The sequence below is a fragment of the Pseudomonas sp. JS425 genome, from assembly GCF_018223845.1.
Classification (GTDB): Bacteria; Pseudomonadota; Gammaproteobacteria; order Pseudomonadales; family Pseudomonadaceae; genus Aquipseudomonas; species Aquipseudomonas asiatica.
The window spans coordinates 1,630,932-1,649,954 of record NZ_CP073661.1; the positions used below are offsets into that span (position 1 = coordinate 1,630,932).

Consider the following 19,023-nt stretch of genomic DNA (forward strand, 5'->3'; position numbering starts at 1 on the left):
CTGTTCACCGGTTGCAAAAAACCGGATGCATACTGCAAAAAGCCTGGGGACTTGGCGTTCCCAGGCTCGGTCATATGATTCAACTATGGAGGCACTGTGAAGGCATTGCAAGGCGTTGACGGACATGTGGCTTGGGTCGAGGCCGAGCGCCCGGCCTGCGACGCGGGTCAAGTGCGCATTCGCGTGGCTGCTGCGGGGCTGAACCGCGCCGATCTGCTGCAGATGAAAGGTTTGTACCCACCACCGCCAGGCGCCAGCCCGTACATGGGCCTGGAGTGCTCCGGGGTGATCGAGGAAGTGGGGGCCGGTGCCGACTGGCGGGTGGGTGACCGGGTGTGCGCACTGCTGGCCAGCGGCGCCATGGCCGAGGAAGTGGTGGTGGATGCCCGCCACGTGCTGCCGGTGCCCGAAGGCCTGAGCCTGCACGAAGCGGCGGCGTTGCCGGAGGTATATGCCACTGCCTGGCTGAACATCTTCCAGCTGGGTGGCGTGAAAGCTGGCGAGAAGGTGCTGGTGCACGCTGGCGCCAGCGGCGTTGGCTCGGCCGCCATCCAGCTGTGCAAGGCGTTCGGCAGCCCGGTATGGGTAAGCGTCGGTTCCCAGGACCGCCTGGCCTACTGCGAGGCGCTGGGCGCCGCCGGTGGTGTGGTACGTAACGAAAACCTGGAAGCGCTGGAAGGTTTTGGCCCGTTCGACGTGATTCTCGACCCGGTGGGCGCCAGCTACGGCGAGCTCAACCTCAAGTTGCTGGCGCGTGACGGGCGCTGGGTGATCATCGGTCTGATGGGCGGGCGCAAGTTCGAGCTGGACCTGGCACAGGTACTGGGCAAGCGCCTGGAGATTACCGGTTCCACGCTGCGTAACCGCGATGACGGCTTCAAGGCCGAACTGCTGCGCGAGTTGCAGCAGCAGGTGTGGCCGCTGTTTGCCGAAGGGCGCCTGTCGCCGCAGTTGGTGGACACCTACCCGGTGGAGTTTGCCCAGGCGGCGTATGCCGAGCTTGAGACCAACCAGGTGTCGGGCAAGCTGGTGATGGTGATAGACCCTAGCCTGATGTAAGCAGGCCTGGCCTCTTCGCGGGTGAACCCGCTCCCACAGGGATTACCACAGGCTTGAAAACTGTGTGGTCCCTGTGGGAGCGGGTTTACCCGCGAAAGGGCCGGTGCAGGCAATGCGATTACCTCAGGCCCAGCTCAGGATCGGCCACTTGTTGATCTCGGCATGCTCCCGCAACACCGCATCCGGGTTCACCACATGCGGATGATCCACCTTCAGCAACAGCGGCAAATCGTTGCGCGAGTCGGAATAGAAAGTCGCTCCTTCCAGGTTCTCCTGCTCCTGGTCCAGCCATTCCAGCAACCGCGTGATCTTCCCTTCGCGGTAGGTCAGCACCCCGTGGGTCTTGCCGGTATAAACCCCGTTCACCGCCTCCAGTTCGATCGCCAGGTATTCGTCCACCCCCAGCCGCGCCGCAATCGGCCCGACCAGGTGCGTACCCGACGCCGAAATGATCAGGATGCGATCCCCGCGCTTGCGGTGCTCGGCAATGCAGCGGCAGGCGTCGCCGTAGATGATTGGCTCGATCACCTCTTCGACCCACGGTGCTACCAGGTGCTCGACCTCTTCCAGGGTGCGCCCGGCAATCGGCTCCAGGCTGAAGGCCATGTAGTCCTCCATCCGCAGGTGGCCCTTGCCATAGGCTTCCATCAACTCATGGTCGCGGCGCAGGAAGGCTTTACCGTCGACCCAGCCTAGCCGGGCCATCTGCTCGCTCCACAGTGAGGCGCAGTCGCCGTGGATCAGGGTTTCGTCCAGATCGAAAATTGCCAGTGCCATGGTGTTGATTCTCCTTAGGCCACTTCCCGTAGCGCCGTGGGGTCGATCGACAAGCTTACCCGTTGCCCGTCCGCGTGCAGGTCGGACGGTGAGCGGTTGAGCACGTCGACCACCAGTTCCACCTCGCGCACCCGCACCCGGTAGCGGATCACGTTGCCCAGCAGGCTGTGGCTGCGCACTTCGGCGTCCAGTTCACCGTTGATGCCCAAGGTAATCGACTCGGGGCGTATCGCCAGGCGGCTGGCCACCGGGCGCTGCAACAGGCGGCTGGCGCTGTCGGCGTCGAGCAGGTTGTAGTTGCCGATGAAGCCGGCGGCAAACAGGTCCACCGGCGCGGTGTAGAGGGTTTCGGCATCGCCGCTCTGGACGATGCGCCCCTGGTTCATCAGGAAGATGCGATCGGACATGGTCAGCGCCTCCTCCTGGTCGTGGGTGACGAAGATGGTGGTCAGCCCCAGCTCGCGCTGGATGGCGCGGATCTGCTCGCGCAGGTGCTTGCGGATGCGCGCATCCAGCGCCGACAGCGGCTCGTCGAGCAGCAGCAGGCGCGGGCGGGTGACCAGCGAGCGGGCCAGGGCAACGCGCTGGCACTGGCCGCCGGACAACTGGTGCGGGTAGCGCCCGGCGAAGTTGCCCAGTTCCACCAGTTCCAGCGCCTCGCGTACCCGGGCCTGGCTTTCGTCGGCCTTGACCTTCTGCATGCGCAGGCCGAAGGCGACGTTCTGCTCCACGGTCATGTTGGGGAACAGCGCATAGCTTTGAAACACCATGCCGATGCCACGCTTTTGCGGGCTCAGCGGTACGATGTCATGGCCGTCGAGCAGGATCTGCCCGCTGTCCACCGGGGTCAGCCCGGCGATGCAGCGCAGCAGCGTGGACTTGCCGCAACCGGACGGGCCAAGCAGGGTGACGAACTCACCGCGTTCGATATGGCAGTCGATGTTCTCGAACACCGGGCTGCCGGCGTAGCTTTTTTGCAGTTTCTGTACGCTGACGAAGCTCATGTCAGGTCTTGTCCTTGTTCAGGCGGTTGGCGACCCAGGTCAGTACCAGCACGAAGGCGAAATACGAGATCACCAGCGCGCTGTTGAAGTGGCCGCTGCTGTTGCGCATGTTGTTCAGGTACACCTGCAGGGTCTCGTAGCGGGTGCCGACCAGCAGGTTGGCGAACACGAACTCGCCGAACAGGAACGAGAACGACAGCAGCAGTGCCACCATCAGGCCCTTGCGCAGGTTCGGCAGCACCACCAGCAGCGCCGCCTGCCAGGTGCTGGCGCCCAGCAGCTGGGCGGCGTCCATCAGGTCGCGCAGGTTGATCGCCTGCAGGTTGTTGGTAATGGCCCGGTACATGAACGGCAAGGCGATGGTGAAATAGCAGCCGATCAGGATCCACGGTGTACCGACCATGGCCATGGGCCCGCTGCCATACAGCTGCAGCAGCCCCACCGACGACACCACCGGCGGCACCGCGAACGGCAGCAGGATGAGGATGTTCATCAGCGCATCGAGCCTCGGGAAGTGGTAGTGCACCACGAACAGCAGCGGCAGGATCAGTACCACCGACAGCAGCAGCGCGCCCACGCACACCAGCAGCGACTGGCCGAAGGCGGCCAGGAAGCGCGGCTCGCTCCACAGCGCGATGTACCACTTGAAGGTCAGGCCGCTGGGCAGCAGGCTGGCCGACCAGCTGGTGGCCAGCGAGTAGAGCAGGGTGCCGGCCAGCGGCAGCAGCAGGATGAGGAACAGCAGGTAGACCACGGCGCGGTGGTACCAGCCGCCGGAACGGGCGTCAGCGCGCATGGTAGCTCCTTTTCAGCAGCCATTGGTGCATCACCGTGACCAGCGTCATCAGCCCCACCAGTACCATCGCCAGGGCGCTGGCCAGGTTGGGATCGAGGCTGATGTCACCGGCCACCAGGCCGGCGATGCGGATCGGCAGTACGTTGAAGTTGCCGGTTGTCAGCGCGTACACGGTGGCGTAGGCACCGAGGGCGTTGGCCAACAGGATGACGAAAGTGCCCAGCAGTGCCGGGGTCAGCACCGGCAGGCCGATGTGTCGCCAGAATTGCCAGTGGCTGGCCCCCAGCAGTGCGGCCGACTCGCGCCAGTCTTCGCGCAGTGCGTCGAACGCGGGGTACAGCAGCAACACGCCAAGCGGGATCTGGAAGTAGGTGTACACCAGGATCAGCCCGCTCTTGGAATAGATACTGAAGTCCTCCAGCAGGCCGACCTGCTTCAGCAGCAGGGTCAGCGCGCCGTTGAAACCGAGCAGGATGATGAAGGCGAAGGCCAGCGGCACCCCGGCGAAGTTGCTGGTCATGTTGGCGAAGGCGCTGACGAAGTCGCGCAGCTTCGAGTCCACCTGGCGCAGCGAGTAGGCGCCCAGAGTGGCGATGACGATGCCGAACAGGCTCGACCAGAAGCTGATCTCCAGGCTGCGTTGCAGGGCCTGCAGGTAGAACTTCGAGGCGAATACCTTGCTGAAGTTGTCCACGCCCCAACCCGCTTCCGATTGCAGGCTGTTGATCGCCACCCAGGCCAGCGGGGCGATCTGGAAGATGACGAAGAACACGGCGAACGGTAGCAGGCAGAGCAGGGCCAGGTAGCGGCCACGGGTGTTGCTGCTCTTGGGTGTGGTCACTTCAGCAGCTCCCGGCAGACGGTCTTGTCATGCGGCGCGCCGAGCAGCTCGCAGATGGTCCCGCACAACTCGGTCTGCAGCGGTTTGGCCGCAGGGTCGAGGCTGAAGGCATCGCCGAAGACGAACAGCGGCACTTCGCGCTCCTCGGTCAGCAGGCCATTGTGCGAGCGGTCGTTGTTCATGCCGTGGTCGGCGGTGACCAGTACCTGGTAGCCCTCTTCGAGCCAGCCTGGCAGGTAGTCGGCCAGCAGGATGTCGGCGCTGCGCGCGGCGTTGCGGTACTGGCTGCTGTCCAGGCCGTGATGGTGGCCGACATCGTCGATGCTCATCGGGTGCACCAGCAGGAAATTGGGGGCGTGGCGGCGGCGCAGGTATTCGCCATCGGCCAGCAGGTGCGAATCGGGGTAACGGTCGTCCCAGTAGAACAGCCCGTGCTGGATCGGCAGCTTCGGTGCGTGGGTATGGCGGTCGCGCTGCGGGTCGAAGGGCGAGCGGTTGTACAGCTCGCTCATCCAGTGATAGGCCGCAGCCGCAGTGCCCAGGTTGGCCTCGCGGGCGTAGTGGAACACGCTGCGCTGGTTGGACAGACGGTTGACGTTGTTGTGCACGATGCCGCTGTCGATCGGCGGTACACCGGTGAGGATGCACTCATACAGCGGCCGCGACAGCGACGGCAGTTCGCATTCCACGCGGTATAGCGCGGCACGGTCGGCCTCGACGTAGGCGTGCAGGTGGCCCATGGCATGATGCGCGACCTGGTAGTTGAGGCCGTCGAGCAGGACCAGAATGACGTTGTGTTGCATGGTGGCTCCAGTCATAAACCGCGTTGGCTTCTTCGCGGGTAAACCCGCTCCTACAGGGTCATGCGCCGGCCTTGAGGTGTGCGCTGTACCTGTGGGAGCGGGTTTACCCGCGAAAGGGCCCGTCCAGGCGCTAGAGAAACTAGCCCCTTACTCCATCTCGATGATCACCTGCTCCTGCCACATCTGCGGCAGTTTCTTCGAGCTCGCTTCCCAGGCCTCGGCATTCTTGATCGGCTGTGCAGCCTTGTACTGTTCGTTGGGCAGCAGCTTGGCCTGCACATCGTCCGGCAGCTTCAGGTGCTCGGCACGGATCGGCCGCGCATGCCCTTTGGCCAGGTTGATCTGCCCGGCATCGCTGAAGATGTATTCACGTGTCAGCTTGGCCGCATTCGGGTGCTTGGCGTACTTGTTGATGATGGTGGTATAGCCGGAGATCACCGAGCCATCCGACGGGATCAGCACTTCGAAACGCTTGGGGTCGATCTGTTCACGGTAGCTCAGGCCGTTGAAGTCCCACACCACGCCCACTTCCACCTCGCCCTTCTCCAGGGTCTGGATGGTCGGGTTGGCCAGCGACAGGCGCTTCTGCTGGGCCAGCTTGGTGAACAGTTGCAGGCCCGGTGCCAGGTTGGTCTCGTCACCCTTGTAGGCGATAGCCGCTGCCAGCACGCCGTTGGCGGCCTGGGCTGCGGTGCCGACGTCACCGATGGCAACCTTGTACTTGCCTTTTTCCAGGTCGTGCCAGGTCGTTGGCCGCTCGCCTTCCTTGACCAGGTCCTTGTTGATGATGAAGGCGATGGTGCCGGTATAGGCCAGCGCCCAGTGGCCGTCCTTGTCCTTGGCCCAGGTCGGCACCTGGTCCCAGGTGCTCGGCTTGTACGCTTGGCTCACGCCCTTGCTCACGGCGATCGGGCCGAAGGCGGCACCCACGTCGCCGATGTCGGCGCTGGCGTTGTCCTTCTCGGCTTCGAACTTGGCGATTTCCTGGGCCGAGCTCATGTCGGTGTCGCTGTGCTTCAGGCCGTACTTGCTGGCCAGGTCTTCCCAGGTGCCTTTCCAGTTGGCCCAGGCATCGGGCATGCCCACGCTGTTGACGTTGCCTTCCTTGCGGGCGGCGTCTTCCAGGGCCTTGAGGTCGGTATCGGCGGCCATTGCCGTGGTACACAGGGCGATGGCCGAACCGAGCAGTGACGCCATGAACAACTTTTTCATCCGAAGCTCCTTGGTGGGTGCCTTTAGCGATGGTTGTTATGAGTGAAGCCGTTGTCTGGTGACCGTTGGTCTAGGTCAGCAAACCTTGAGCCAAGGTAGGCTGCTTGCGTGACAGTTTGATGTAGGGAAGGGCCGATGAAGGCCCTGAAGCTACAGCGTAGACCACTGAACCGCCCCGGTTCTGCTGGCTTGGCGCGTTTCTGGCAGTGTCTGGTCAAAGCCTTGTCACAGGATGTTCATCAGCCCTGCCTAGGCTTGCACTATTCTCCAAGTGCCCTGTTCTGGGGCTGGACTAGTCCAGATAGGTAACCTTTGATGCAGCCGATGCCACCGCGTGCGGTAACAGCCATCTGTCACGCCCTGCAGGAACAGATAGAGCACGGCCTGCTGGCGCCGGGCGGCAAGCTGCCGGCCGAGCGCAAGCTCAGCGAGGTGTTCGATACCACGCGCATTACCCTGCGTGAGGCGCTGGTGCAGCTGGAAGCCCAGGGGCTGATCTACCGCGAAGAGCGTCGCGGCTGGTTCGTCGCGCCCGAGCGGCTGACCTATGACCTGATCGAGCGCAGCCACTTCCATGCCATGGTCCGCGACCAGGGGCGGGTGCCCAGTACCGAACTCTTGTCAGCTCGGCTGCAGCCGGCGTCGGCGGCCATCTGTGCGCGCTTGCAACTGCCGGCGTTGTCCAGCGTGGTACGTATCTGCCGGTTGCGGCGGATCGATGGGCGGGCGGTGCTGTATGCCGAGCACTACCTCAACCCCCGGTACTTCCCGGAGATTCTCGAACAGGACCTGGCCCAATCGCTGACCGAGATTTATGGGCGGGTGTACGGTATCCAGTATGGGCAGGTGTGCTTCGAGATCTTGCCGACGGCGTTGCCGGTGGAGGCAGCCGGTGCCTTGAAGGTGTCGGCGGGAAGCCCCGGGTTGCATATCACCCGGGTCAACAGTGACCAGCATGGGCACCTGATCGACTGCGACCTGGAGTATTGGCGGCATGATGCCATCCGCATCCGCGCCCAGGCGGGTTGAGGTGTTGGCTTCTTCGCGGGCTCGCCCGCTCCCACTGGGGCCGCACAGGTTTCAGCCTTTGCACAGTACTTGTGGGAGCGGGTTCACCCGCGAAGAGGCCCTAACTGGAGGAACCGGCAGTCACTACCTGCACTGACAACCGTGGCGTTGCCAAATCCAGCCCCGCCTCATCCAGTTGCCGCTTCAACGCCAGGTTGAAGGCCCGCGACACTTCCCACTGCTTGATCGGCGCAGTCTTGAACCGCGCTCGCAAGATCGCCGACCCCGACTCGAAGCTCTCCACCCCTTGCAGCTCCAGCGGCGACCAGATGTTGCGGCGCATCAGCGGGTCGTTGCGCAGCTTCTGCCCCACTTCGCGAATCAGCGTGATGGCCTGGTCGATGTTCATGCTGTGCGGGATCGCCACGCGGAAGATCGCGTAGCCGAACTCGCGCGAGTAGTTCTTGATGCTCTTGATCTCGCTGAACGGGATGGTATGCACGATGCCGTCGATGTCACGCAGGCGTACGGTACGGATGGTCAGCCCCTCCACCGTGCCCAGGTGGCCGCCCACATCCACGTAGTCGTCGATGGCCAGCGAGTCCTCGATGATGATGAACAAGCCGGTGATCAGGTCGGCCACCAGCGACTGGGCACCAAAGCCGATGGCCAGGCCGATCACACCGGCACCCGCCAGCAGCGGGGTGACGTTCATGCCCATGTTGGCCAGGGCGACAATCACCGCGATGATGAAGATGACCACGAACATCACATTGCGGATCAACGGCATCATGGTTTGCGCGCGGGCGTTGGCCAGGCCCCGGCGCGAACGCACCAGGGCGTGGTGCACGGCGGTGTCGGCAAGGATCCACACCAGCCAGGCGACGATCAGCGTGCCGGCCAGGCCCAGCAGGCGCACGCTTATGTCGTGGCCGTCGCCCTCGGCGAAGCTGATCATCGACAGGCCCCACACACGCAGCCCCAGTTCGATGAACACCAGCCAGATGAACAGGTGCACCAGCAGGTAGCCGAAGTTGCGCAGGCGTTCGGCGTACACCGCCTGGCGCTTGCTGGCGCGCTTGGGGTTGGCGGCGTGGCGGCGCACCAGGCCGTTGAGCACCATGCACACCACCACCAGCACCGTGCACATCAGCGACTGGCGCAGGGCGGTGCTGGTGTCGCCGGCCGAGATAAAGGTAGCGAACAGCGAAATCGCCACCAGGATCAGTGCTGGCACGAACCAGAAGCTGCCGAGGATCTCGATGGTGTCACTGAGGGTGCGCCGGGTCAGGCGCCGTGACAGCGGCTGGTTGCGGATCAGGTGGGCGATCGGGCGACGGAAGCGCAGGATGAACAGCCCGGTGCACAGCGCCGCGATCACGTTGGCCAGGGTAGCCAGGGCGTGGGCCAGGTGGGTGCCGAGGGCGACCATCAGGCGCGGATCGCTCATCGCTTCGCCAAACGCGGCGAAACTGCCGATCAGCCACAGCGGGCGGAAGGCCTGGTGGCGCAGGATGTACAGGGCGCGGTGGCGGTGGGGGCCGTCGAGCAGCGAGAAGGCAATCACGCAGATGGCCGAGAAGCAGGTGCCGACCACCAGTGCGTAGGCCAGCACCATGGCCAGCGACTTGCCCAGCGACGGCGGCAGCACGAAGCTCAGGTAAACGGTGAACACCAGCGCCACCAGCCATGGGCCCAGCTTGCGCAGGGCAAAGCGCACCAGATCCCAGGTGCGTGGGTGCTGCGGCAGTTCCTCGCTCAGGCCAAAACGCAGGCGTACCCGATGCCCGACCCAGTTGAAGGCGTAGGCCAGCACGCTCCAGACGGCGATGACGGCGGCAAAGCCGAACAGAATGGCCGGCCACTGGTGCACCGGCACCATCAACTCGGTCAGTTCGGCCTGGGCCTGTTCGATTTCCGCGGCCCAGCGATGGAACGGGCTGGCATCGCCGCTGAACTGCTTTTCGAAGTCCTGCAGGGCGCCGCCGATCAGGCCGAGCACGCCCTGTTCGACGGTGGGTTGCGATTGCCTGGTGGCGTCGCGCAGCTTTTTCAGGTCGGCCAGGAGCTTGGCCCGCTGCTGGTCGTTTTCCAGGTTCTTGATCACCTCGTCCAGCGACTTGCCCAGCGGTTCGCTGGCTTCTGGCTGCGCGGGCGCGCTGCCACCCAGCAGGCCTGGCAGGCCCGCAGCCTGTAACGGGGTGACAAACAGGAACAGCAGCAGGAACAGGCAACGCAGGAGAGCAGGCACTGGCAAAACTACCTCAGGTCAAACGATTGACCGAGTGTAGAGGTTCACGACGGCAGTTGCTCCAGGATTTTCCAGCAGGTGAGGCCGAAGATACCCAGTGTGCCGACCCACATCATCACAACGCCGATATTGCGCTCGCGCAGGCTGAAACCGATGGTCAGCAGCAACAGGAACAGAAACACCGGCACGAACAGGGACAGGAACGGGGACATGGACAGCAATCCTTTTGCAGTGGGGCCATGTAACAAGCATAGCGGGTAGCGGGCGAAGCGGGATTGACCTTCAGCAGGTGCAAGCAGGCCCGGCCTCTTCGCGGGTGAACCCGCTCCCACAGGAACTGTGCGGTACCTGTGGGAGCGGGTTTACCCGCGAAGAGGCCGGGCCTGCTTGCATCAAGGCATCAGGGCAACTCGCGGCAACGGTAGAAGGCGCTCAGCACCTTCACAAGGTGCGCCAGGTCATGGCTGCCGCACAGTTCGCGAATCGAATGCATGGCAAAGGTCGGCAAGCCGATATCCACCGTACGCACGCCCAGGTGGCTGGCCGCAATCGGCCCGATGGTCGAACCACAGCCCATGTCGCTGCGTACCACGAAGCTCTGCACCGGCACTTCCTCGGCCATGCACAGGTGACGGAAGAACCCGGCGGTTTCGCTGTTGGTAGCGTAGCGCTGGTTGTTGTTCACCTTGATTACCGGCCCGGCGTTGAGCTTGGGCCCGTGGTTGCCGTCGTGCTTGTCGGCGTAGTTGGGGTGCACGCCGTGGGCGTTGTCGGCCGACACCATCAACGAGCGCTGAATGGTGCGCACGTAGGCGTCGCCATCCGGCAGCAGGCGTTGCAGGGTCTGCTCCAGCATCGGCCCGTCGGCGCCACAGGCCGAGCAGCTGCCGACTTCTTCATGGTCGTTGCACACCAGTACGCAGGTCTCGTCGCTGTCGGCGGCCAGCAGTGCCTGCAGGCCGGCATAGCACGACAACAGGTTGTCCAGGCGCGCGCCGGCGATGAAATCGCCGTTCAGGCCGACCAGCGCGGCGTTTTGGGTGTCGTAGAAGCTCAGCTCGTAATCCAGCACCACGTCGGCGATCAGCTCGTGCTCGCGGGCCAGTTGCTCGGTGAGCAGGGCGCGGAAGTCGATGCGCTCGTCACCCGCCACCTGGGCCAGGATCGGCGGCAGCTCGTTCTGCGGGTTGATCGCCCAGCCTTCGTTGGCGGTGCGGTTGAGATGGATTGCCAGGTTGGGAATGACCGCGATCGGCAGCTTGAAGTCGATCAGCTGGCTTTCGACCTTGCCGTCTCGGCGATATGTGACCCGGCCGGCCAGCGACAGGTCGCGGTCGAACCATGGCGCCAGCAGGGCGCCGCCATACACTTCGACGCCCAGCTGCAGGAAGCCCTGGCGCTGCAGCTCGGGCTGCGGCTTGACCCGCAGGCACGGGCTGTCGGTGTGGGCACCGACCATGCGGATGCCGTTCAGCAACGGTGCCTGCTTGCCCAGCTTGATGGCGATGATCGACGAGTCGTTACGGGTGACGTAGTAGCGGCCGCCAGGTACCGTGACCCAGCTGTCGCGCTCGTCCAGGCGCTGGTAGCCGGCAGCTTCCAGGCGCTGGGCCAGGCTGGCGGTGGCATGGAAGGGCGTGGGGGAGGCCTTGAGGAAGTCGATAAGGCCAGAATTCAGTGCGTCGCGCATAGCTCACTCCAGACAGCAGTGGCGCGAGTTTAGCGTATTAGGTCGACAAATTGTGTCTGCCTCTTCGCGGCTGAAGCCTCTCCCACAGGTACTGCACAACCGTCGAAAGCGGTGCGGTCCCTGTGGGAGCGGCTTTAGCCGCGAAGAGGCCAGTACAGGCTGTACACAATCAGAAGGGCGCAGGGCACTCGAACTTCAACCGCTCCCCGGACACCGGGTGGGTAAAGCTCAGCATCGAGGCATGCAGGCACAACCGCTCATGGGCAGCCAGTGCCTCGGGGTTGGCATACAGCCGGTCGCCCAGCAGCGGGTGCCCGATCGACAGCATGTGCACGCGCAACTGGTGCGAACGCCCGGTAATCGGTGTCAGCTCTACCCGGCAGTAATCACCGCAGCGCTCGACGATGCGCCAGAAGGTCAGCGCATGCTTGCCCTGCTCGTGGTCCACCACATGCCGTGGCTTGGTCGGCGGGTCGTAGCGCAGCGGCAGGTCGATGCTGCCGCTGTCCAGCGCCGGCTGGCCCCAGCACAGCGCGGTGTAGGCCTTTTCGGTTTCGCGGTCGTGGAACTGGCGCGACAGCTCACGATGGCTGTCGGCATCCCGTGCCAGCAGGATGATGCCGGAAGTTTCCCAGTCCAGGCGGTGCACGATCAGCGCGTCGGGGTAGCCGTTTTCCTGCAGGCGAGTGATCAGGCAGTCCTTGTTGTCCTCGGCGCGGCCGGGTACCGACAGCAGCAGGGTCGGTTTGTTGATCACCAGGATGGCGGCGTCTTCGTGCAGGATCTGGATGTTGGACAGCGGCATTGCTTGGTCTCGGTTATATCGGGGAAAACACTGGGGCCGCCTTGCGGCCCATCGCGACACAAGGCCGCTCCTACAGGGGAAATGCATAACCCTTGTAGGAGCGGCCTTGTGTCGCGATGGGCTGCAAAGCAGCCCCAATGATCAAAACCTGGTCGCCGGATCAGCGATCCGGCAAGGTGATGTTCAGCTCCAGAATCGAGCAGCTACCCTGGTTTTCCAGCTCGATATGCACATCATCGTTGCCGATGTTCACATATTTGCGGATCACTTCCAGCAGTTCTTTCTGCAGCGCTGGCAGGTAGTCCGGTTCGCTGCGTTGGCCGCGCTCGTGCGCCACGATGATCTGTAGACGCTCTTTCGCTACCGACGCGCTGGTCTGTTTCTGTCTGCCACGAAAGAAGTCAAAAAGGTTCATGGTTTACTTGCCTCCAAACAGGCGCGCGAAGAATCCTTGCTTCGGCACTTCGATGAACCGCAGGGGCTTTTCTTTGCCCAGCAGACGGTCGACGGTATCGCTATAGGCCTGGCCGGCATCGCTCTGGTCGTCGAGGATGACCGGGATACCCTGGTTGGAAGCCTTGAGCACTGCCTGGCTCTCGGGGATCACACCCTTGAGCTTGATCGCCAGGATCTCTTCGACGTCGGCGATGCTCAGCATTTCGCCCTTTTCCACGCGCTCCGGGTGGTAGCGGGTGATCAGCAGGTGTTCCTTGATCGGCTCTTCGCCGTTCTCGGAGCGGCGCGACTTGCTCGACAGGATGCCCAGCATGCGGTCGGAGTCTCGTACCGAGGATACCTCGGGGTTGGTGACCACGACGGCTTCGTCGGCAAAGTACATGGCCAGGTGTGCGCCTTTCTCGATACCGGCCGGCGAGTCACAGATGACGAAGTCGAAGTCTTTCTTCAGCTCCATCAGGACCTTTTCCACGCCTTCCTGGGTCAGCGCGTCCTTGTCACGGGTCTGGCTGGCGGCCAGCACGTACAGGTTCTCGAGGCGCTTGTCCTTGATCAGGGCCTGTTGCAGGTTGGCTTCGCCGTTGACCACGTTGACGAAGTCGTACACCACGCGGCGTTCGCAGCCCATGATCAGGTCGAGGTTACGCAGGCCCACGTCGAAGTCGACGATGACGGTCTTGTGGCCACGCAGTGCGAGGCCGGTACCAATGGCGGCGCTGGTGGTGGTCTTGCCCACACCCCCCTTGCCGGAAGTAACCACGATAATCTTGGCCAAGGTGTTTCACCCCTAAAATAATCGGGACACACGTCCCTGCAAAAATACAAATAAATGGCAACGGTAAGAAAAGTTGCACTAAAAATGCTGGCAAGTATCCGTTAAAGACGGGTGATGTTCAACACGTCGCCAGACAGGCTGACTTGCACGCCGGTGCCCCACAGCGGGTCGCGGCGCAGGTCCTCGCAGACCTTGTACTGGCCGGCGATGGAGACCATTTCGGCGGTCATCTGCTGACAGAAGATACGTGCCTTGGTGTTGCCTTTGATGCCGGCCAGGGCGCGGCCGCGCATGGCGCCGTACACATGGATGTTGCCATCGGCCAGAAGTTCCGCCCCCGGGCTGACCGAAGCGGTCACCACCAGGTCGCCGCCCTGGGCGTAGATCTGCTGGCCGCCACGTACTGGCGCAGTGATGATGCGGGTCGGGCGCACCTCGGGTTCGAGGATTGGTGGCGGGACAGGGGCTGGCTCTGGCTTCTTCACCTCGGGTTCGGGCTCCAGCGGCCGCTCGCGCGCGCCGGATGGCGGCAGCACCGGCAAGTCGATGGCGATGGCGGCGGCGATGTCCTCGATGCGGTTGGCACGGATGGCCAGGGTACGCAGGCCGTGGTGGCGGCAGATCCGCATCAAACCGGGCAGGTCGATTGCCCCCTCGTCGGCCGGCAGCTTGTCCAGCGCCAGCACCAGTGGCGTGTTGCTGAAGAAGTTCGGTGCCTGGGCGACTTTGGCCGCCAGTTGGCGGTCGAGGGCTTCAAGGTCATTGCGCGCCAATTCCAGCACTGTAATGGCGAGCATGCTGCCCTTGAGCTGGAACACGGAGGCGGTGTCGGGTGTGTGGTTTGGGCTCATGGTCTGCATAGACGGCTTGTTGCGAAAAAAGTGCCCTGACTTATAACGATAAGACCGGTTGCCCGCAACATGCGCTGATCCGTTGTAGAATGCGCGGCCTTTGTCTTTCCGGAAGCTTCAATGGAACGCCCGCGTTTTCGTCCCTATTTCCTTCACCCACGTTTCTGGGGCCTGTGGCTGGGCCTGGGCCTGCTGTGGCTGGTGGTCCAGTTGCCGTACCGGGTCCTGTTGAAAGTCGGTGCCGCGCTGGGAGCGGTGATGTACTGCTTTGCCGGTGAGCGGCGGCGCATTGCCGCGCGCAACCTGGAGCTGTGCTTCCCGGAGCTGTCGGTCGACGAACGGCAGCGCCTGCTCAAGGCCAACTTCGCCTCCACCGGTATCGCCTTCTTCGAAATGGCCATGAGCTGGTGGTGGCCCAAGGCCCGGTTGGCGCGCCTGGCCCATGTCGAGGGGCTGGAGCACTTGCAGGCCGCCCAGCAGGCGGGGCAGGGGGCCATTCTGATGGCGGTGCACTTCACCACCCTGGAGATCGGCGCCGCACTGCTGGGCCAGCATCACACCATCGATGGCATGTACCGTGAGCACGGCAACCCGCTGTTCGACTTCATCCAGCGCAGCGGCCGCGAGCGGCATAACCTCGACTCGCTGGCGGTGGAGCGCGAGGACGTGCGCGGCATGCTTAAGCTGCTGCGTTCGGGCCGGGCGATCTGGTACGCACCCGACCAGGACTACGGCGCCAAGCAGAGCCTGTTCGTGCCGCTGTTCGGCATCCCGGCGGCGACGGTGACCGCTACCACCAAGTTTGCCCGGTTGGGCAAGGCGCAGGTGATTCCGTTCACCCAGAAGCGCCTGGAGGACGGCAGTGGCTATCGCCTGGTGATCCACCCGCCGCTGGCGGATTTCCCCGGGGAGAGCGAAGAGGCTGATTGCCTGCGAATCAACCAGTGGGTGGAAAGCGTGTTGCGCGAATGCCCCGAGCAGTACCTGTGGGCGCATCGCCGGTTCAAGTCGCGGCCCGAAGGGGAGCCGCGGCTGTATGACAAGAAGAAGCGCTGAATTTTGTTTTGCCTGTGCCGGCCTATTCGCGGGCGCGCCCGCTCCTACAGGTATTGCACAGCCTTCAAGGCCGGTGAAGAACCTGTAGGAGCGGGTTTACCCGCGAAAGGGCCGGCACTGACAGCCCACCAACCCCAGGAAGGACTCCTATGGCCCCACCCCCGGTAACCGGTCTTATCCTTTCTGGCGGCGGCGCCCGCGCCGCCTACCAGGTGGGCGTGCTGGCCGGCATTGCCGAGTTGCTGCCCGCCGGCGCGCACAACCCGTTCCCGGTCATCGTGGGCACCTCCGCCGGGGCTATCAACGCCGTCACCCTGGCCAGCGGCGCCACCCATTTCAGCGATGCCGTACAACGGCTCACCGCCTTCTGGCAGAACTTCCGCAGCCACCTTGTCATCCGCAGCGACTGGCCCGGTGTGGTCCGCCAGGCCAGCCGCTTCGTCGCCCACAACCTGCTGGGCGTGGGTGGCCCGGCGCCAGTGGCGCTCCTGGACAGCAGCCCATTGCGCGGCTTGCTGCAGGCGCACCTGAACCTGGACGGTATTGCCCACTCCCTGGCCGCCGGGCAACTGCGCGCCGTCGCGGTGACCGCGTTTGGCTACGAGTCCGGCCAGGCAGTGACCTTCTACCAGGGCCGCGGCACCATCGAAGCCTGGTTGCGCCATCGCCGTATCGGCATGCCCACACCATTGACCATCGATCATCTGCTGGCCAGCGCGGCCATCCCGTTGCTGTTCGCCCCGGTGCGGCTGGGTGATGAATATTTCGGCGATGGTGCGGTGCGCCAGTCGGCACCGATCAGCCCGGCCCTGCACCTGGGCGCCAGCCGGGTACTGGTAGTCGGGGTCAGTGGCAACCCGCAGCGGCCGGCGCCACCGTTGCCGACCCAGCGCGTGTTCAGCGGCCAGCAGCCGAGCCTGGCGCAGATCGGCGGGCACATGCTCAACAGTACGTTCATTGACAGCCTGGAAGACGACATCGAGCTGCTGCAGCGCCTCAACCACCTGAGCCACCTGTTGCCGGCGCACCTGGACGCCCGGCGCTTGGGCCTGGCGCCGATCGACGTGCTGGTGGTGGCGCCCAGCCAGCCGCTGGACGAGATTGCCGCGCGACATCGGCGCGAGTTGCCGGCGGCGTTGCGCATGTTCCTGCGTGGGCCGGGGGCGACGCGTACCAGCGGGGCGGGGGTGTTGAGCTATTTGCTGTTCGAGGCCAGTTACTGCAGCGAGCTGATAGAGCTGGGGCGAAAGGATGCCTTGGCCAAGAAGCGGGAGCTTTGCCAGTTCCTGGGGATTTGATGTTGCTTGTGCCGGCCTCTTCGCGGGTAAACCCGCTCCCACAGGGATCGCACGATACCCGCGAAGAGGCCTGGCCTGCCTACTCGGCTATCTGCAACTTGCGCGCCTGGGTATACACATACCGCACCTTCTCGTACTCGAACGGCGAGTTGAGCTGGCCATAGCGGAATTTGGTGCTGTAGCGCTTGTCCACCACGCGCAGCACGGAGATTTCCGGGTGGTCGCTGCTGGCTTCGGCCACGTTCAGGTAGTTGATCGCCTGTTCGCCTGCATAGTCCACCACCAGCCCGGTGGTATCGCGCAGGTTCGAAGGCCCCAGCACCGGCAGCATCAGGTACGGCCCGTCCGGTACGCCATAGAAGCCCAAGGTCTGGCCAAAGTCTTCACTTTGCCGCGGCAGGCCCATCTTGGTTGCCGGGTCCCAAAGCCCACCCACGCCGATGATGGTGTTGAACATCAGCCGCGCGGTGATCTCGGCCGAGCGCTTGGCCTTGAGCTGCAACACGCTGTTGAACAGGTTCGGCACGTCGCCCAGGTTGTTGAAGAAGTTGGTCACCCCGGTGCGCACGAAGCGCGGGGTGACGTATTGGTAGCCGCTTACCATCGGCAGCAGCACCCATTGGTCCAGACGGTAGTTGAAGTGATAGACGCGCCGGTTGATCGACTCCAGCGGGTCGTACACGTTCAGCGCTTGCAGGGTGGAGCGCTCGAACTCGCGCTGGTCCAGCCCCGGGTTGAATTTCAGCTCACGCAGCGGGTCGAGGAAACCATCGGTCTCGGGCGCCAGTGGCGCTTCGGTGACTTGCGGGTCGGCCTCGACCACGCTGGCCCGGGGGGCGGTTTCGGCAGCCAGGGCGTGGCCGGCGGCGAACAGGGCAGTGGCGAAGAGGAGTTTGTTAACCACGGAAGAACTCCAGCATGGCGTCACTGTTGACGCGGTAATTGAGGTTGCCGCAATGGCCGCCATGGGGGTAAAGGGTCAGACGCTCACCGAACACCTTGCGCAGGAAGCCGATGTCACCAGGGCCGAGGATGACGTCGTCGGCGTTGTGCATCACGGCGATCTTGTCGCTGCTGCTCAGGTAGTCTTCAAGTGCATACAGGCTGACCTGGTTGACCAGTTGCAGGATGCTGTTGCCGTCGGTCCGGGCGCGCCACATGGGGATGACCTGCTCGGTCATGTAGCAGTCGAAGTCGCACTGCAGGGCACGCTTGAAGAATGGCGTGAGGCTGCTGCCCTCGGTGATCGGGAACTTCGGCGGAATGATCAGGCCGCGGCGGTTGATCAGGTCGGAGGTAAAGGCAATGTCGGCTGCCGAGAAGCGGAACGAGGTGCCGATCAGCATGGCCATCTGCTCGTTGGACAGGTGCTGGCGCGACTGCTGGAAGTCGTACAGCAAGGCCTCATTGAGGTCGATGTAGCCCTTTTCCTGGAAGTAGCGGGTCAGCTTGGCCAACATCAGCTCGTAGAAGGTGGTGCTGCGGTCGATGCCCTTGACCTGGGTCTGCACCAGCTTGTCCAGGTTGTTGATCGAGGTGTACAGGTTGACCGGCGGGTTCAGCAGCAGTACACGCTTGAAGTTGAAGCTGCGGCGGGTTTCGTCCAGGTGGCTGACAAAGGCAGCGTCGAGTGCGCCCAGGCTGTAGCCGGTGAGGTAGAACTCGCTGATCGGCAGGCGCGGGTGCTGGGCACGCACGGCCTGCATCACCCGGTACATGTCTTCGGCATCCTCCTGGCTGACGCCTGGGGTGGCGAAGCGCGAGGCGGCGCTCATGAAGTCGTAACTGGTTGGCGACGACAGCTGCACCACGTGGAAGCCGGCCTGGTAGAACAGCTTCTTCAGGTATTCGTTGATGCTGCTGGTGTAGGGCGCACCGGTGCCGGCGATGATGAAGATCAGCGGCGCCTCGCGGTCCTGGCGGGCCAGGCGGTACTTGAGCTTTTTCACCGCCCAGAAATTGTCCGGCAGAGTGAATTCACGGTCCGGGCGCAGGTTGAGGCTGTAGTCGGACTGGTTGATTTCGTCATCTTCGGGCAGGGTGGGGCGCTGGTCCGGTGGCGTGGTGGCGATGGTTGCCTCGAACGGGTTGGTCAAGGGGAAACCATAGCTCGCGGCGTCGATATCCCGCGCCGAAGCGGCCACAGCCATGAGCAGGCCACCGAGCAAGGCAGCGAGGCGCAAAGATCGAAGCATGTAATCCCCCAAAAGAACGCAAGGTCGAGCAGTGTGCAGGCTAGGACCACAACGGGCCGGGCAAAGTTGCCAGGTGCGGTGGTCTTTGGTGTGCTTGTTATCTGCAACATAGCTGCAGGGATGTGATTTTGCCTTACAACTGGGCA

At 63.8% G+C, this 19,023-nt stretch carries 19 protein-coding genes; 4 read left to right on the forward strand and 15 right to left on the reverse strand.

What is annotated here, in order from left to right; all coding sequences use genetic code 11:
* Positions 1-96: 96 nt before the first annotated feature.
* Entirely contained in the window at positions 97-1,059 is a 963-nt protein-coding gene (locus KDB76_RS07500; RefSeq protein ID WP_023660768.1) for an NAD(P)H-quinone oxidoreductase, read from the forward strand.
* 123 nt (positions 1,060-1,182) lie between these two features.
* Here the strand turns inward: KDB76_RS07500 and KDB76_RS07505 are convergent, their stop codons facing one another.
* From KDB76_RS07505 to KDB76_RS07530, 6 genes are all read right to left on the reverse strand, one after another.
* Complete coding sequence (locus tag KDB76_RS07505) at positions 1,183-1,836, reverse strand: HAD family hydrolase (protein ID WP_013971412.1); 654 nt, start codon at positions 1,834-1,836, stop codon at positions 1,183-1,185.
* A gap of 14 nt (positions 1,837-1,850) precedes the next feature.
* Complete coding sequence (locus KDB76_RS07510; RefSeq protein WP_013971413.1) at positions 1,851-2,840, reverse strand: ABC transporter ATP-binding protein; 990 nt, start codon at positions 2,838-2,840, stop codon at positions 1,851-1,853.
* 1 nt (position 2,841) lies between these two features.
* Positions 2,842-3,636, reverse strand: a complete 795-nt coding sequence (locus tag KDB76_RS07515) for an ABC transporter permease (RefSeq protein WP_013971414.1) — start codon at positions 3,634-3,636, stop codon at positions 2,842-2,844.
* On the reverse strand, positions 3,626-4,477 hold the full coding sequence (locus tag KDB76_RS07520; RefSeq protein WP_013971415.1) for an ABC transporter permease subunit: 852 nt from the start codon (positions 4,475-4,477) through the stop codon (positions 3,626-3,628). The genes KDB76_RS07515 and KDB76_RS07520 overlap by 11 nt, the downstream gene beginning before the upstream one ends.
* On the reverse strand, positions 4,474-5,280 hold the full coding sequence (locus KDB76_RS07525) for an alkaline phosphatase family protein (protein ID WP_013971416.1): 807 nt from the start codon (positions 5,278-5,280) through the stop codon (positions 4,474-4,476). The genes KDB76_RS07520 and KDB76_RS07525 overlap by 4 nt, the downstream gene beginning before the upstream one ends.
* Positions 5,281-5,427: 147 nt before the next feature.
* On the reverse strand, positions 5,428-6,492 hold the full coding sequence (locus KDB76_RS07530) for an ABC transporter substrate-binding protein (RefSeq protein WP_013971417.1): 1,065 nt from the start codon (positions 6,490-6,492) through the stop codon (positions 5,428-5,430).
* Positions 6,493-6,807: 315 nt separating this feature from the next.
* On the opposite strand from KDB76_RS07530, the gene phnR reads away from it, so the two are divergent.
* Positions 6,808-7,521 carry a phosphonate utilization transcriptional regulator PhnR gene (gene phnR, locus KDB76_RS07535; RefSeq protein ID WP_013971418.1) on the forward strand — a complete coding sequence of 238 codons (714 nt, stop codon included), beginning with the start codon at positions 6,808-6,810 and terminating at the stop codon, positions 7,519-7,521.
* 100 nt (positions 7,522-7,621) lie between these two features.
* On the opposite strand, the gene KDB76_RS07540 is transcribed toward phnR, so the two are convergent.
* The 7 genes from KDB76_RS07540 to minC form a co-directional block, all read right to left on the reverse strand.
* Positions 7,622-9,751, reverse strand: a complete 2,130-nt coding sequence (locus KDB76_RS07540; protein ID WP_013971419.1) for a mechanosensitive ion channel domain-containing protein — start codon at positions 9,749-9,751, stop codon at positions 7,622-7,624.
* A 44-nt stretch (positions 9,752-9,795) separates the two neighbouring features.
* Positions 9,796-9,963, reverse strand: coding sequence for a hypothetical protein (locus tag KDB76_RS07545; RefSeq protein ID WP_003260099.1), 168 nt, complete (start codon positions 9,961-9,963; stop codon positions 9,796-9,798).
* Between the two features lie 188 nt (positions 9,964-10,151).
* Complete coding sequence (locus tag KDB76_RS07550) at positions 10,152-11,441, reverse strand: M18 family aminopeptidase (RefSeq protein ID WP_013971420.1); 1,290 nt, start codon at positions 11,439-11,441, stop codon at positions 10,152-10,154.
* A 169-nt stretch (positions 11,442-11,610) separates the two neighbouring features.
* Positions 11,611-12,246, reverse strand: coding sequence for an RluA family pseudouridine synthase (locus KDB76_RS07555; RefSeq protein WP_011532730.1), 636 nt, complete (start codon positions 12,244-12,246; stop codon positions 11,611-11,613).
* Positions 12,247-12,406: 160 nt separating this feature from the next.
* On the reverse strand, positions 12,407-12,661 hold the full coding sequence (gene minE, locus KDB76_RS07560) for a cell division topological specificity factor MinE (protein ID WP_003252572.1): 255 nt from the start codon (positions 12,659-12,661) through the stop codon (positions 12,407-12,409).
* A gap of 3 nt (positions 12,662-12,664) precedes the next feature.
* On the reverse strand, positions 12,665-13,477 hold the full coding sequence (gene minD, locus KDB76_RS07565) for a septum site-determining protein MinD (protein ID WP_013971423.1): 813 nt from the start codon (positions 13,475-13,477) through the stop codon (positions 12,665-12,667).
* A 101-nt stretch (positions 13,478-13,578) separates the two neighbouring features.
* Positions 13,579-14,337, reverse strand: a complete 759-nt coding sequence (gene minC, locus KDB76_RS07570) for a septum site-determining protein MinC (RefSeq protein WP_023660587.1) — start codon at positions 14,335-14,337, stop codon at positions 13,579-13,581.
* A gap of 111 nt (positions 14,338-14,448) precedes the next feature.
* Here minC and KDB76_RS07575 point away from each other — a divergent pair, with 111 nt between their 5' ends.
* Both KDB76_RS07575 and KDB76_RS07580 read left to right on the forward strand, forming a co-directional pair.
* Positions 14,449-15,384: a lipid A biosynthesis lauroyl acyltransferase gene (locus KDB76_RS07575; RefSeq protein ID WP_023660588.1), complete on the forward strand. Its 936-nt coding sequence runs from the start codon at positions 14,449-14,451 to the stop codon at positions 15,382-15,384.
* 149 nt (positions 15,385-15,533) lie between these two features.
* Positions 15,534-16,682 (forward strand): patatin-like phospholipase family protein, encoded by a 1,149-nt coding sequence (locus KDB76_RS07580; protein WP_038408909.1) that lies wholly within the window; start codon positions 15,534-15,536, stop codon positions 16,680-16,682.
* Between the two features lie 79 nt (positions 16,683-16,761).
* On the opposite strand, the gene KDB76_RS07585 is transcribed toward KDB76_RS07580, so the two are convergent.
* Complete coding sequence (locus KDB76_RS07585) at positions 16,762-17,586, reverse strand: VacJ family lipoprotein (RefSeq protein ID WP_013971427.1); 825 nt, start codon at positions 17,584-17,586, stop codon at positions 16,762-16,764.
* The gene (locus KDB76_RS07590) at positions 17,579-18,877 is read right to left on the reverse strand and encodes a hypothetical protein (protein WP_003260096.1); all 1,299 of its coding nucleotides are present in this window, start codon (positions 18,875-18,877) and stop codon (positions 17,579-17,581) included. The genes KDB76_RS07585 and KDB76_RS07590 overlap by 8 nt, the downstream gene beginning before the upstream one ends.
* Between the last annotated feature and the right edge of the window lie 146 nt (positions 18,878-19,023).

Bases quoted from the DNA above. Each gene is read 5' to 3' on its own strand.
- phnR (WP_013971418.1), top strand. From the start codon at position 6,808: ATGCAGCCGATGCCACCGCGTGCGGTAACAGCCATCTGTCACGCCCTG.
- KDB76_RS07515 (WP_013971414.1), bottom strand. From the start codon at position 3,636: ATGCGCGCTGACGCCCGTTCCGGCGGCTGGTACCACCGCGCCGTGGTC.
- KDB76_RS07575 (WP_023660588.1), top strand. From the start codon at position 14,449: ATGGAACGCCCGCGTTTTCGTCCCTATTTCCTTCACCCACGTTTCTGG.
- KDB76_RS07525 (WP_013971416.1), bottom strand. From the start codon at position 5,280: ATGCAACACAACGTCATTCTGGTCCTGCTCGACGGCCTCAACTACCAG.
- KDB76_RS07555 (WP_011532730.1), bottom strand. From the start codon at position 12,246: ATGCCGCTGTCCAACATCCAGATCCTGCACGAAGACGCCGCCATCCTG.
- KDB76_RS07550 (WP_013971420.1), bottom strand. From the start codon at position 11,441: ATGCGCGACGCACTGAATTCTGGCCTTATCGACTTCCTCAAGGCCTCC.
- minE (WP_003252572.1), bottom strand. From the start codon at position 12,661: ATGAACCTTTTTGACTTCTTTCGTGGCAGACAGAAACAGACCAGCGCG.
- KDB76_RS07580 (WP_038408909.1), top strand. From the start codon at position 15,534: ATGGCCCCACCCCCGGTAACCGGTCTTATCCTTTCTGGCGGCGGCGCC.
- KDB76_RS07530 (WP_013971417.1), bottom strand. From the start codon at position 6,492: ATGAAAAAGTTGTTCATGGCGTCACTGCTCGGTTCGGCCATCGCCCTG.
- KDB76_RS07510 (WP_013971413.1), bottom strand. From the start codon at position 2,840: ATGAGCTTCGTCAGCGTACAGAAACTGCAAAAAAGCTACGCCGGCAGC.
- KDB76_RS07505 (WP_013971412.1), bottom strand. From the start codon at position 1,836: ATGGCACTGGCAATTTTCGATCTGGACGAAACCCTGATCCACGGCGAC.
- KDB76_RS07590 (WP_003260096.1), bottom strand. From the start codon at position 18,877: ATGCTTCGATCTTTGCGCCTCGCTGCCTTGCTCGGTGGCCTGCTCATG.
- KDB76_RS07545 (WP_003260099.1), bottom strand. From the start codon at position 9,963: ATGTCCCCGTTCCTGTCCCTGTTCGTGCCGGTGTTTCTGTTCCTGTTG.
- minC (WP_023660587.1), bottom strand. From the start codon at position 14,337: ATGCAGACCATGAGCCCAAACCACACACCCGACACCGCCTCCGTGTTC.